We start from the raw sequence: 13,182 nt of genomic DNA on the forward strand, positions 1-13,182 counted from the left end.
GCCGCCTCTGACGTGGTGTTCCCGGTACCGGGGCCCCAGACCCGAATAGGGTGTACGCCAAGAGCGAACGGGGAGGTCGATCCAGATGCCGGACGTGGTCTCCGTACCGGAAGCCGCGGGGCGCGAGGCGCTGGCCAGGCTGCTGGGATACGGCCAGCCGGCGGTCGCGCCGGGACCGGTCGCGCTGTCCGCCGCCGGCCGGGTGCTGTTCTACGTCGCCGACGGAGGCGCCGAGGACCTGCCGGAACTGCTGGAATGGCTGGACTGGGGCGGGGTCCGGCTGGACCTGACCGCGGTGGCCGGTGCCGACCTCGCCGATCCCCCGGTGCGCTGGCTGCACCCCGCCACCGTTCCGATGCAGCGCCCGGGCACGCCCGGCCCTCTGATCCCGGACAGCACGCACGCCCCGGACGGCACCGACAACCCGGACAGCACTGACGCCACCGACCAGGTCGGCGGCGTCAACAGCACCGGAAGCACCGGAAGCACCGGAAACAGCGCAAACACCGGCAGCACCGGAAACAGCGGCGGCGCGCCGGCGGTCGAGCACGTCCCGCGCCGCCCCTCCTACCCGACCCCGGGGTTGCCCGAGGCCCCGGAGCTGATCGCCCTGCTGGCCACCCTGGCCGCGGCCTGCCACCGGCTGGCGGTGGCCGCCGCGCGCTGAGCCCGACCCGGCTGCCCACCCGGGCCCGGCCTGCGGCGGGCACCTCCCGTGACGTCGCCGCGGATGCGGTGCGGCCACGTCGGGGAGTTATTAGTGGGCGGCGTTGTAGCGATTCATCAGGTCGGTCGGAATACGCCCGCGGTCGCTGATTTCCACGCCCTCGACGTTACGCAGCCATTCACGGATGTGCTTGGTGTCGCGGCGGACCGGGCCGGTGCCGTACTTCCGGCGGCCGGAGGCCGCGGCGGACTGCGCCGTCACCTGCGTCGCGGCGGCGACGTACTTCTCCAGCGCCTTGCGCAATTCCTTCTCATGCGCCTCGGACAGGTCGATCTCGTAGGACTTCCCGTCGAGGCCGAACTTCACAGTGCTCGCACCCTCGGAGCCGTCGAGGTCGTCGTGGAACACCTCAATGGTGCGCTTGGCCATCGGGCGGCCCGCCTTTCTCCAGTTCTGGGATATACCTCCAGTCAGCAAAGCGCATTCCGGTGGTGAAATCAAATCCCCGGCGGTTGCCGCGGTGAGGTCCTACAAGATCCGCAGCATGCGCGTATTGCCCAGAGTGTTGGGTTTGACCTGCTCCAAGTCCAGGAACTCCGCGACCCCGCCGTCCGGCGACTTCGACAGTTCGGCTTCGATCTGCGGCGGGACCGGGACCCCGCTGATCTCGGAGAATCCGTGGGCGGCGAAGAAGTCCACTTCGAACGTCAGGCAGAACAGCCGGCGAACACCGATCCGCGCGGCGGTACGGACGAGTTTGTCAAGGATTCGCGCGCCGACTCCCATACCCCGGCATTCCGGGTCCACGGCCAGCGTGCGCACTTCTGCGAGATCCAGCCAGATCACGTGCAGGGCGCCGCATCCGACCACCCGGCCGTCGCCGTCGTGTTCGGCCACCCAGAACTCCTGGATGTCCTCGAAAAGCGTGACGTCCGGCTTGTCCAACAGGATGCCTTTGTAACGCCCGAGCAGTTCACGGATCGCGCCGACATCGTCGGTACGGGCCCGGCGCACCGTGATATCGGCGGCGGACAGGGAGGTCGTCATCCGAACAGATCGCTTCTCACGTCGGCGGGGTCGGCCCCGGCGGCGGCCAGGACGCCGAGGCAGGCCTGGACCGTGCCGGTCGAGCCGACGGCCACGCCGCCCCACCCGGACAGTGTCCCGCCGTCCGCGAGCCGCTTGACGTACTCGTCCAGATGCTGGGGCAATTCCTCGGCGGCCCCGAGGTGCACCACGACCGCGTTGCCGTGCGCGGCGGCCAGCTCGACCAGGCGCGCGGCCAGGTAGGAGGCCTCGGCGGCGTCGCCGTCCGGGCCCTCGCCCCCGGCGGCCGCGGCGGCCTTCGCGGTCTTGGCGGCCTTCTGGGTCTTCTGGGTCTTCTGGGTCTGGGCAGCGGCCGAGTCCGCCTTCGCAGCGGTGCTCTTGGCGGCCTTCTTCGCGGCGGCCTTCTTGGCGGGCTTGGCGGCGTTGAGGGAGGCACCGACCACGATGTGCACCGGACGGTCGTCCCCGGCCGCGGCGGCGTCCTCCAGCAGCGCGGCGATGGGGGCCAGGCCGGTGCCGTGCCCGACCGCGATCAGCCGCGAGGCGCCGGCCGGGAAGGCCAGCTCGCCGGCCGGGGCCGCGATCCGGATGCGGTCGCCGACCTCCAGCTCGTCGTGCACGACGTTGCTCAGCCGGCCGTCGGCGGTGCGCTGGACGTGGAACTCCAGGACCGAGTGCTCCGGGTCGGCGGCATCGGTCTCGGGCGCCGCGGCGAAGGAGAAGTCCCGCCAGACCCAGGGCAGCCGGCCGAGCTCGATCGCGGTGTACTGGCCGGCGCGGTACGGGTACGGGAAAGCGGTGCGGACCCGCAGGCGGACCACGTCCTCGGCCATCCGGTCGATCTCGACGACCTCGGCCTCCCAGTACGCCGGCCCCTGCGCGTCGGCCTCGGCGGCGATCCCGAGCATCGCCGAGGCGACCATCGTCAGCTCGTCGACCCAGGCGACCGCGGCCTCATAAGTCCAGGCCTCGCCTATGGTGCGTTCCAAAGCCGTCATCACCGAGCCGGCGAAGGCCCGGTAATGCGGCTCACGGACGCCGTACTTGCGGTACTCCAGCGCGAGCCTGCGCAACAAAGGCAACAGCGCGCCGGGCCGGTCCAGGCCGGCGATGACCCGGCCGGCCGCCTCCAGAGTCCGCTCGTCGCGGCGCTTCTCGTCGCCGGCCGCGAAGTACTTGCGGTATCGAGGATTCGAGGTGAAGAAGTCCTCGTACAAAGAATTGGTAAAAACTTCCGGCCGGGCACTGACGGCGGCGAACCCTTGCCGCACCAACGCCAGTGCTTGCGCGCGACCGGCCAGCAGATCGTCGTTGAGGGATTCGCCGTCCACAGCCAGAGCTTCCGTCACGCGCACGACATTAACAGGACGCTAAGCGGCGCCCGACTCTGATCCCCCCAACCCGTCACCCACCACCGCCCGTTGAGGAGCCGCTTCGCGGCACTGACTTTATAGCCGGACCCGAACTGAAACGAGGGTCATTCCGCTCGGCTTCCAACTCACGCGCCCGCGCCGCGGCCCGCTTCTGAGGGTTCTGCGACACGACAATGAGCCTGATGACGTAGATGAACGCTACCGCCACTACGAAGGACGGTACATAAAGGCCCAGATTGCCCATCATCGTGTCGCTTCCCCCTCGAACTGAAACGAGGTGATAGTCGGTCCCGCCAGAGTACCTACGCGGGCTTAACGAACGGGAACAGGATGGTCTCCCGGATCAGCCGCCCGGTGAGCGCCATCAGAATCCGGTCGATGCCGGCCCCGATGCCGCCGGCCGGCGGCATCGCGTACTCCAGGGCCCGCAGGAAGTCCTCGTCCAGCTGCATCGCGTCCGGGTCGCCCCCGGCCGCCAGCAGCGACTGCTCGGTGAACCGCTCGCGCTGGTCCACCGGGTCGATCAGCTCGGAGTAGCCGGTGCCGATCTCCGCGCCCCAGCCGACCAGGTCCCAGCGCTCGGCCAGCCGCGAGTCGGCGCGGTGCGCCCGGGTCAGCGGCGAGACGTCCTTCGGGAAGTCCCGGTAGAACGTCGGCAGCACGGTCTTGTCCTCGACCAGGTGCTCGTACATCTCCAGCACCACCTGGCCGCGGGTCCAGCCCGGGGCGTAGGGGATCTGCGCGGCGTCGCACAGCTTCTTCAGGGCGCCGATCTCGGTGTCGGCCGAGATCTCCTCGCCGAGCGCCGCGGAGATCGCGTCATTGACGGTGACCGACTTCCAGTCGCCGCTGATGTCGAACTCCTCGACCTCGCCCTCGGCGTTGAGCCGCCGGGCCACCTGGGATCCGAAGATCGCCTCGGCGCCCTCCTGGATCACCTGCTGCGTCAGCTTCTGCATGACGTCGTAGTCGCCGTAGACCTCGTAGGCCTCCAGCATGGTGAACTCGGGGCTGTGCGTGGAGTCCGCGCCCTCGTTGCGGAAGTTGCGGTTGATCTCGAAGACCTTCTCGATGCCGCCGACCAGCAGCCGCTTGAGGTAGAGCTCCGGCGCGATGCGCATGTAGAGCTTCATGTCGTAGGCGTTGATGTGGGTCTCGAACGGCCGGGCGTTGGCGCCGCCGTGGATCGGCTGCAGCATCGGCGTCTCGACCTCGGTGTAGCCGCGCTGCGCGAGGCTGGAGCGCAGCGAGCGCACCAGGTCCGAGCGGGTGAAGAGCATCCGCCGCGCGTCGGGGTTCACGATCAGGTCGACGTAGCGCTGGCGCACGCGCGCCTCGGGGTCGGTCAGCCCCTTGTGCTTGTCCGGCAGCGGCCGCAGGCACTTGGAGGTGATGGCCCAGCTCTCCACCATGATGGACAGCTCGCCGCGCCGCGATGTGATGATCTCACCGGTGACGCCGACCAGGTCCCCGAGGTCGACGTCGCCCTTCCACTCGTCGAGCGACTCGGCCCCGAGCCGGTCCAGGGAGAACATCGCCTGGATCTCGAACTCGCCCTCGCGCAGCGTGGCGAAGCAGAGCTTGCCGCCGGTCCGGGAGAGCACGACGCGCCCCGCGATCCCGGCGCGCTGCCCGGTGGCGGTGTCCGGCTCCAGGTCGCTGTACTCCGCGCGCAGCTCCCCGATGGTCGCGGTCCGCGGGTACCCGACCGGGTACGGATCCACGCCGCGCTCGCGCAGTTTGTCCAGCTTCTCCCGGCGGATGCGGATCTGCTCGGGAAGGTCGGACTCGGGCTGCGCCGGAGGCGGGGTGGTTTCGGTCATGGGTCAAGGCTACTTGGCCGACTTCAAGGGGTCGCAACCGAATACCACGTGGCGGGCTGAATCGGGGCCGGCGCCGGGGGCGCGGGCCCGGCTCAGCCGCCGAACGCCGGATAGGCGGGCAGGTCCGCGGTGCTCCAGTGCGCGGTGTGGGCCAGCAGCGCCCGGAAGACGGCCGCCATCGCCGGCAGCTCCCCCGCACGCTCCAGGGCGGTGGCGGTGACCTCCCAGCGGTAGCGCAACACCTGCCGCGCACTGGCGATCGGATTGCGGCTCCGATTCATGGGCCGGTCTTCCTCCAGGGCACCGGGCATCAGCCACTGCGTCATTCCGACCACATAGGCGACCGACGCCAGCCGTACCCCGGGCCGCCAGATCCGATCATCGGCCAATTCCGGATACACCTTCACCACCTCGCCCCGATAAGCCCGCTCCGCTTCCATCGAGAAGCTCTTGGGCAACCGGAACACGCACCAACAGCTCCCGAACGGCATCCGGCTGTAGGACGCGTCCAGGAAGACGGAGTGGAACCCCGCGCTTTCGAAGTCGATGGGCCGCAGCCCTTCGGCGGTCAGCAGATTGTTGTCGGGACAGATGTCGCCCGGGGAGAAGACCCGGAACCGGTCGTGGTCCAGGGCCGACACCGCTTCGAGATCGACGTCCAGCCCCGGCGGTACCGCGATGTCCAGCGTGCCGAGAAGATCCGGCACCTTCGCCATGTCCTCGGTGACCCACAGGCCGGGCGCCTGCTCGAGCTCGCCCTCGCGGCCTACCGTCCGCACGGCGAGCCGCCCGTAGGTGACGGCCCACTCGATGAGCGCCTCGCGCGCCCGCTTCTCGTCGCCGCCGAGCAGCAGGTCGGCGAGGTTCGGGGCGTCCCCCAGATCCTCCATCGCGATCAGCCGGTGCTCCGGATCGGCCGCCAGCAGCCGCGGTCCCAGATCGGTGAGCCGGAGGCCATTGGACTCGGCCGCATAGCCGGCTTGCTCCTTGTGCGCTTTCAGGATCACCGTGCCGCCGCCGGCGATCCGGGCCCGCAGCACGGTGCTCCGGCCGCTCCCACCGAGATCGACGGGATCGGTCACCTCGGTGCCGAGCAGAGTCGAGGCCGTTTTGAGGATCTCCGCGTTCTCCATCGGGTCATGCAACCACGCACACAGAACAGCGGCCGAGCGATTTTCCGCTCGGCCGCCGTGGGCTGTTCCGCTATAGAGAGTGTGCTCCGCTATAGGGAATCAGCTCGCGCTGTTCCGTTCGTACACCAAGCGCAACCCGACCAGCGTCAGCCACGGCTCGTGCACGTCCACCACCTCGGACTCGTCCAGCACCAGCGCCGCGAGCCCGCCGGTCGCGACCACGGTCACGTCGTCCGGGTCCTCGGCCATCTCCTCGGCCATGCGGTGGACCACTCCGTCGACCTGCCCCGCGAACCCATAGAGGATTCCCGACTGCATGCACTCGACGGTGTTCTTCCCGATGATGCTCCGCGGCTTCGTCAGCTCGATCTTGCGCAGCTGCGCCCCGCGCATCCCGAGCGCCTCGACCGATATCTCGATCCCGGGGGCTATCGCGCCGCCGAGGAACTCGCCCTTGGCCGACACCGCGTCGAAGGATGTCGCCGTCCCGAAGTCGACCACGATCACCGGGCCGTCGTACAGGTAGTGCGCGGCGAGCGCGTTCATGATCCGGTCCGCGCCGACCTCCTTGGGGTTGTCGACCAGGATCGGCACCCCGGTCTTCACCCCCGGCTCCACCAGGACCGTCGGCACGTCTCCGTAGTGCCGCCGGCTCATGTCCCGCATCTCGTGCAGCACCGAGGGCACCGTGGAGCAGATCGACAGCCCCGACAGGCCGCCGGGCTTGCCGGCCGTCGAGTGCTGGTTCAGCAGGCCCTGCGTCATCACCGAGAGCTCGTCGGAGGTCCGGCGCGGGTCCGTGGCCACCCGCCAGTGGTCGACGATCTCCTCGCCCTCGAAGAGCCCGTAGACGGTCTGGGTGTTGCCGACGTCGATGGTCAGAAGCACAGGGCTACTCCCCTTCTTCGCGGAAGTCCGAGCCGATGTCCAGGACCGGCGCCGAGTGCGTCAGCGCGCCCACCGAGAGGTAGTCCACCCCGGTCTCGGCGACGGCGCGGGCCAGGTCCAGCGTCAGCCCGCCGGAAGCCTCCAGCCGGGTGCGTCCGTACAGTTCGTTGCGTCCGGTCACCTGCACCGCCGCGCGCATGCGCTCCGGCGTGAAGTTGTCCAGCAGGATCAGCTCGGCGCCGGCCGCGAGCACGCCGGGCAGCTGCTCCAGCGAGTCGATCTCGACCTCGATCGGCAGCCCGGGGTGGGCCTTGCGCACCGCCTCGAACGCCTCGACGACGCCGCCCGCGGCGACCACGTGGTTGTCCTTCACCAGACCGGCGTCGGACAGCGACATGCGGTGGTTCACGCCGCCGCCGCACCGCACCGCGTACTTCTCCAGCGAGCGCAGTCCGGGCGTGGTCTTGCGGGTGTCACGGATCTTCGCGCCGGTGCCCTCCACCGCGTCCACCCACAGGCGGGTCTGCGTAGCGATCCCCGACAGGTGGCACAGGAGGTTCAACGCTGTGCGTTCCCCGGTAAGGAGATCCCGCGTAGCGCCGGTGACGGTGAGCAGGACGGTGCCCGGCTCGACCCGCTCGCCGTCCTTCACCGCCTGCCGGATCTTCGCCGTGCCCTGCGATACCAGGTCGAAGACCGCGGCGGCGACCGGGACGCCGGCGGCGACGCCGTTCGCGCGCGCGGCGAAGTCCGCGGTGTCGGTGGCGTCCGCGGAGACCGTGGCCTCGGTGGTGACGTCCGGCCCGTCGGCCAGGTCCTCGTCCAGGGCCATCATGATCACCGACGTCACGTAATCCGGGTCCAGGCCGCCGTCGGTCAAAGCTTTGGCGATGTCCGGGGACAACGAGCTCATCAGGGCTTCACTCCATCCATCTCAGCGCTGCGCAGCGGCTGCTTCTCGGTGATCAGGTTCCCGGTCGCGGGGTCCAGGCGGGTCGCCAGGCGCACCAGCCAGCGGTCCGCGCTCTCCGGGTAGTCCTCACGCCAGTGGGATCCGCGGGTCTCGGTCCGCAGCGCCGCGCCCTTCACCAGCGCGCTGGCGAGCAGGTGCAGGTTGGTCGCCTCCCACGCCTCCAGGTGCGGGGCCTCGGCGCCGCGCTCGGCGAGCCGCTCCAGCTCGTCGGCGGTGCGGTCCAGCAACTCCGCGGTGCGCAGCACGCCCGCGCCGGCGGTCATGGTGTGCTGCACCTCGGCCATCACCGAGGGCTCCAACAGCACGTCCACCACGTCCTCCGGCGCCTCGACCGGGACCGGCGTCTCGGTCCACGGCAGCCGCTTGCCCAGGTCCGCCCCGATGCGCTCGGCGAAGACCAGGCCCTCCAGCAAGGAGTTGGACGCCAGGCGGTTCGCTCCGTGCACTCCGGTACAGGCGACCTCTCCGCACGCGTACAGGCGCGGAATGGAAGTACGTCCCCAGATGTCGGTGCGGACTCCGCCGGACGCGAAGTGTTCCGCCGGAGCGACCGGGATCAGGTCCTTGGCCGGGTCGATCCCGTGCTGGAGGCAGGATTCGCGGATGGTGGGGAACCGGGTCCGCCAGTACTCGTCGGAGAACTCGCCCACGCCGGTCCGCGCGTCGAGCCACACGTGCGGCTCCCCGGTCTCGGCCATACGCCGCATGATGCCCTTGGCGACCACGTCGCGCGGCGCCAGTTCAGCCAGCGGATGCTGTCCGACCATGAAGCGGACGCCGCTGCCGTCCACCAGGTACGCGCCCTCGCCGCGGACCGCCTCGGAGATCAGCGGCTGCTGGCCGCGCGCGGCGCCGCCGAGCCACATCACCGTCGGGTGGAACTGCACGAACTCCAGGTCCGCGACCGCCGCACCGGCTCGCAGCGCCAGGGCGACGCCGTCCCCGGTGGCGACGGAGGGGTTCGTGGTGGCGTCGAAGACCTGCCCCATGCCGCCGGTGGCCAGCACCACGGCCTTGGCGTGGACCGCGCCGACGCCGTCGCGCGCGCCCTCGCCCATGACGTGCAGCGTGACGCCGGCGGCGCCGCCGTGTTCGTCCTTGAGCAGGTCCAGGACCAGCGCGTGGTCGATGACCTCGATCTCGCCGATGGTGTGCTCCAGCGCCGCGATCAGCGCGCGCGAGACCTCCTTGCCGGTGGCGTCACCGCCGGCGTGCGCGATGCGTCGGGCCAGATGCCCGCCCTCGCGGCCCAGCGCTATGTCGCCGTCCGCGTTCTTGTCGAACTCCGCGCCCAGGGCGATCAGCCGGCGGACCGCCGCCGGGCCCTCGGTCACCAGGGCCCGCACCGCGTCCTCGTCGCAGACGCCCGCGCCGGCCACCAGCGTGTCCTGCAGGTGCGCCTCCGGAGTGTCCCCGACACCGAGCGCCGCGGCGATGCCGCCCTGCGCCCACCGCGTCGAGCCGTCCTGCAGGCGCGCCTTCGTCACCAGCAGCACGCTGCCGGCCTGCCGTGCGGCCAGCGCCGCCGTGATGCCGGCCACGCCGGATCCGACCACCACGGTGTCCGCGTATGCCCGCCACCCCGGATGGGGTGCCCTCAGCCGCTGGACCATGTCATCTGCCCCTCACGTACCGCCAGTTCCGGTACCCCTTAGTTCGCGGTGACGTCGCCCCGGCTCAGTACCTGTGAGCCCGGCACCGGCTCCGCCGGATCGGCCCCGAGGGCCACGATCCGGTTCTCGGTGTCGACGTGCACCACCTTCGGCTGAAGACTACGCGCCTCCACGTCGTCCACCTGCATGTAGGAGATCAGGATGACCAGGTCCCCGGGGTGCACCAGACGCGCGGCGGCACCGTTGATGCCGATCACGCCGGTGCCCCGCTGCCCGGGTATGACGTAGGTCTCAAGGCGGGCGCCGTTGTCGATGTCGACGATCGCGACCTGCTCGCCGGACAGCAGGTCGGCGGCGTCCATCAGGTCCTCGTCGATCGTCACGGAGCCCACGTAGTGCAGGTCGGCCTGGGTGACCGTGGCCCGATGGATCTTGGACTTGAGCATCGTGCGGTACATCAGCGGGCTCCGTGGGTGGTGAGGGTGAGGGGGAGGTTGTCGATGAGGCGGGTGGTGCCTACGTGCGCCGCCACCGCGAGCACGGCCTGTCCGGTGAACGCCGGCGGGGCCTCCGAGAAGTCCCGCGGGTCGACGAGTGCGAGGTAGTCCACAGCCAGGCCGCCGGCGGCGCCGAACTGCTCCAGGACCGCGTTGGCGGCGTCGCGGACTGCGTCGACGCCCTCTGCGGCCTTCTCCTGTCCGGCGAACAGTGCGCGCGACAGGGTGAGCGCAGTAGAGCGCTCCTCAGGGCTGAGGTAGCGGTTGCGGCTGGACTTGGCCAGGCCGTCCTCGTCCCGGACCGTGGGGACGCCGACGATCTCGACCGGCATGTTCAGGTCCAGCACCATGCGCCGCACAAGAGCGAGCTGCTGCGCGTCCTTCTGCCCGAAGAACGCCATGTCCGGACCGGTCAGGTTGAGCAGCTTGTTCACGACGGTCAGGACGCCGGTGAAGAAGCCGGGGCGGAACGCGCCCTCCAGGACCTCCCCCATCAGGCCCGGGGTGACCTTCACGATCGGCTGCCCGCCGGGGTAGACCTCCTCCACGGCCGGCGCGTAGACGACGTCCACTCCGGCTTCCGCGCAGAGCTTCAGGTCGTCGTCGATCGTCCGCGGGTAGCGGTCGAAGTCCTCGTTCGGGCCGAACTGCAGCGGGTTCACGAAGATGGTGGCCACGACCAGGTCGCAGTCGTGGCGGGCCTGCTTCAGCAGCGCCAGGTGCCCCTCGTGGAGCGCCCCCATGGTCATGACCACGCCGCGCTTGCCGTTGGCGAAGCCGTCCAGGAAGGGCTGCAGGTCGGCGCGGGTGTGGACGAGCGCTGTCATGCTTCAGGCTCCTTGTTCAGAACTCCGAGCAGGGGTTCGGCTTTCTCGGCGGAGAGCAGTCCGGAGGCCAGGGCGCGGTCCGCGGTGAGGCGGCCCAGGGCGCGGTAGCCGCGGGCGGCCTGCGGGTCGCGGTCGGCCAGCACCTCCAGGTGCGCGGCCACCGTCCCGGCGTCGCCGCGCGCCACGGGCCCGGTGAGCGCCAGGTCGCCGGAGCGCAGGGCGTTGTCCAGCGCGGCGCCCAGCAGCGGGCCGAGCATGCGGCCCGGTTCCCGGACGCCGGCCGCCGCGAGCAGGTCCTGGGCCTGCGCGACCAGGGTGACCAGGTAGTTCGAGCCGTACGCGAGGGCCGCGTGGTACAGCGGCCGCGCCGACTCCTCGATCCACTCCGGCTCTCCGCCCATCTCCACCACCAGGGCCTCGGCGATGGGGCGGAGCGGGTCCGGCGCGGTCACCCCGAAGGAGCACCCGGCCAGCCGCGCCACGTCCACCTCGGTGCCGGTGAAGGTCATGGCCGGATGCAGCGCCAGCGGCAGGGCCCCGGCGCGGGTGGCGGCGTCCAGGACGGTGTAGCCGAAGCGGCCCGAGGTGTGGGCCAGTATCGTGCCCGGCTTGATCGACCCGGTCGCCACCAGGCCCTCGACCAGGCCCGGCAGGGCGTCGTCGGGGACGGTGAGCAACGCCAGGTCGGCGACGGCCAGCACCTCCTGCGGGGGCAGGAGGGGGACGCCGGGAAGAAGTTTGTCGGCTCGGCGGACCGACTGCTCGGAGACGCCGGAGGCGGCGACCACGTGATGGCCGACGCGCTGCAACGCTGCGCCGAGGGCCGAGCCGACGCGGCCGGTGCCGACGACCCCGACCGCCAGGCGGGACTCTGCGGAATCCATGGGCTCCCGTTATCTTTCTACGATCCAGTCCTCTGCGGGTACCAGTCGTATCAAAATGATGGCGCGATCAGGGTATCCCGTCACCCGTGTCGCGGTCACCATGTGCGATCTCACATACGCGCCGCCTAGCGCTCCCACCAGTGCGGGTCTGCCATGATTCCCCCATGCCACGCTCCACGGACTCGGTCGCCGAGTTCACCCGGGAGATGCTCGACCGTGGCCACACCACCCTGCGCTCCGGGATCGAGCACTCGGTGCGCGTCCTTCAGCTGCACGGCGTACGCCACTGGTACCGCCGCGAACGTGAAGCGTTCATACAGACACTCAAGACCGCCCTGGCTTGTGCGGTCGCCTGGGAGATCGCCAAGCGGGTGATCTACCACGGCCACCCGCAGTTCCATGCCGTCCTGGCGCCGGTGGCCGTGTTGATCACCATGCAGGTCACCATCTACCAGACCTTCCGGCGCGGCCTGCAACAGGTCGCGGCGGTCCTTCTGGGGGTCATCGCCGCCCTGATCATCGGCCGGTTCGTGGAGCTGACCTGGTTCACGCTCTCGCTCCTGGTGATCGTCGCGCTGATGATCGGCCGGACCCTGCGGCTGGGGACCCAGGTCAACCAGGTCGCGACCACCTCGCTGCTGGTCTACAGCCTGGGCCGGGGCTACGGCATGGAGCGCATCTACGACACCCTCGTCGGCGCCGCGGTCGGCGTCGTCGCCAACGCGCTGATCGCCCCGCCGACCTACAGCGACACCGCCGCCAAGGACCTGGCGGACCTGGCCGACGACCTGGCGCAGCTGTGCCGGGACGTCTCGAAGGCGCTGAGCACCAAGTGGTCCGCGGCCGACGCCAAGAAGTGGCTCGAACGCTCCCGCGCGCTGAAGGGCGACAGCGCCGACGCCGAGGACATCGCGGACCAGGCCGAGGAGGCCGTCCGCTACCACCCCCGGCGCTCGTCCCTGGAGCAGGAGGTCAACCGCGTCGACCAGGCGGCGATCTGCCTGAGCCACGTCTCCTCGCAGCTGAACAGCATGCTCCGGGGCCTGTCCGACCTCGCCAACGGCGCCCGTGGCCTGCCGGCCACCACCGAGGTCCCCGGGGCCCTGGCGATACTGCTGCTGGACGTCGGCCGCGCCCTGAACCGGTTCGGCCGCCTGCAGATCCCGGACCGGGACAGCCGCCAGGTCCTGGAGGAGCTGAAGGTCATCATCACCGCCGCCGCGGACCATCAGCTCTCGGCGATAGAGGACATGCTCCCCATAGGGGCGTACGCGGTGGAGAAGTGGTCGGTGCACGGCTCGCTCCTGGACGAGGGGCGGCGGATGCTCTACGAACTCGACCCGGTGGAGGGCCCGCACGTCCTGGCCATCCCCGAGATCCTCCCCGCACCGGTGCCCAGCGCGTCTACCTGAGTAGCCGACTATAAGCGGGTTGTTTTCACCACGCACAGTCCCACG

General features: G+C 70.4%; 13 protein-coding genes. 2 read left to right on the top strand and 11 right to left on the bottom strand.

Features of this window, described 5'->3' with window-relative positions:
* Positions 1 to 85: 85 nt before the first annotated feature.
* The gene (locus ABIA35_RS20035) at positions 86 to 667 is read left to right on the top strand and encodes a hypothetical protein (protein ID WP_370358869.1); all 582 of its coding nucleotides are present in this window, start codon (positions 86 to 88) and stop codon (positions 665 to 667) included.
* 90 nt (positions 668 to 757) lie between these two features.
* Here ABIA35_RS20035 and ABIA35_RS20040 read toward each other — a convergent pair whose 3' ends face one another.
* From ABIA35_RS20040 to ABIA35_RS20090, 11 genes are all read right to left on the bottom strand, one after another.
* The gene (locus ABIA35_RS20040; RefSeq protein ID WP_370335807.1) at positions 758 to 1,096 is read right to left on the bottom strand and encodes an Lsr2 family protein; all 339 of its coding nucleotides are present in this window, start codon (positions 1,094 to 1,096) and stop codon (positions 758 to 760) included.
* Positions 1,097 to 1,195: 99 nt separating this feature from the next.
* On the bottom strand, positions 1,196 to 1,714 hold the full coding sequence (locus ABIA35_RS20045; protein WP_370335809.1) for an amino-acid N-acetyltransferase: 519 nt from the start codon (positions 1,712 to 1,714) through the stop codon (positions 1,196 to 1,198).
* On the bottom strand, positions 1,711 to 3,063 hold the full coding sequence (locus ABIA35_RS20050) for a globin domain-containing protein (RefSeq protein WP_370335811.1): 1,353 nt from the start codon (positions 3,061 to 3,063) through the stop codon (positions 1,711 to 1,713). Before ABIA35_RS20050 ends, ABIA35_RS20045 begins: the two co-directional genes overlap by 4 nt.
* 326 nt (positions 3,064 to 3,389) lie before the next feature.
* Complete coding sequence (gene lysX, locus ABIA35_RS20055) at positions 3,390 to 4,910, bottom strand: bifunctional lysylphosphatidylglycerol synthetase/lysine--tRNA ligase LysX (protein ID WP_370335813.1); 1,521 nt, start codon at positions 4,908 to 4,910, stop codon at positions 3,390 to 3,392.
* A gap of 92 nt (positions 4,911 to 5,002) precedes the next feature.
* Positions 5,003 to 6,043, bottom strand: a complete 1,041-nt coding sequence (locus tag ABIA35_RS20060; RefSeq protein WP_370358870.1) for a hypothetical protein — start codon at positions 6,041 to 6,043, stop codon at positions 5,003 to 5,005.
* Between the two features lie 99 nt (positions 6,044 to 6,142).
* Positions 6,143 to 6,931, bottom strand: coding sequence for a type III pantothenate kinase (locus ABIA35_RS20065; protein WP_370335817.1), 789 nt, complete (start codon positions 6,929 to 6,931; stop codon positions 6,143 to 6,145).
* A gap of 4 nt (positions 6,932 to 6,935) precedes the next feature.
* On the bottom strand, positions 6,936 to 7,844 hold the full coding sequence (gene nadC, locus ABIA35_RS20070) for a carboxylating nicotinate-nucleotide diphosphorylase (RefSeq protein WP_370335819.1): 909 nt from the start codon (positions 7,842 to 7,844) through the stop codon (positions 6,936 to 6,938).
* The gene (locus ABIA35_RS20075; RefSeq protein ID WP_370335821.1) at positions 7,844 to 9,517 is read right to left on the bottom strand and encodes an L-aspartate oxidase; all 1,674 of its coding nucleotides are present in this window, start codon (positions 9,515 to 9,517) and stop codon (positions 7,844 to 7,846) included. The genes nadC and ABIA35_RS20075 overlap by 1 nt, the downstream gene beginning before the upstream one ends.
* A gap of 38 nt (positions 9,518 to 9,555) precedes the next feature.
* Positions 9,556 to 9,975 carry an aspartate 1-decarboxylase gene (gene panD, locus ABIA35_RS20080; protein ID WP_015796930.1) on the bottom strand — a complete coding sequence of 140 codons (420 nt, stop codon included), beginning with the start codon at positions 9,973 to 9,975 and terminating at the stop codon, positions 9,556 to 9,558.
* Entirely contained in the window at positions 9,975 to 10,841 is an 867-nt protein-coding gene (gene panC, locus ABIA35_RS20085; RefSeq protein WP_370358871.1) for a pantoate--beta-alanine ligase, read from the bottom strand. The genes panD and panC overlap by 1 nt, the downstream gene beginning before the upstream one ends.
* On the bottom strand, positions 10,838 to 11,725 hold the full coding sequence (locus ABIA35_RS20090; RefSeq protein ID WP_370335825.1) for a Rossmann-like and DUF2520 domain-containing protein: 888 nt from the start codon (positions 11,723 to 11,725) through the stop codon (positions 10,838 to 10,840). Before ABIA35_RS20090 ends, panC begins: the two co-directional genes overlap by 4 nt.
* A gap of 164 nt (positions 11,726 to 11,889) precedes the next feature.
* Between ABIA35_RS20090 and ABIA35_RS20095 the strand changes: the two genes are divergently transcribed.
* Positions 11,890 to 13,137, top strand: a complete 1,248-nt coding sequence (locus ABIA35_RS20095; RefSeq protein WP_370335827.1) for an aromatic acid exporter family protein — start codon at positions 11,890 to 11,892, stop codon at positions 13,135 to 13,137.
* Positions 13,138 to 13,182 lie beyond the last annotated feature (45 nt).

Source organism: Catenulispora sp. MAP12-49 (genome assembly GCF_041262705.1).
Classification (GTDB): Bacteria; Actinomycetota; Actinomycetes; order Streptomycetales; family Catenulisporaceae; genus Catenulispora.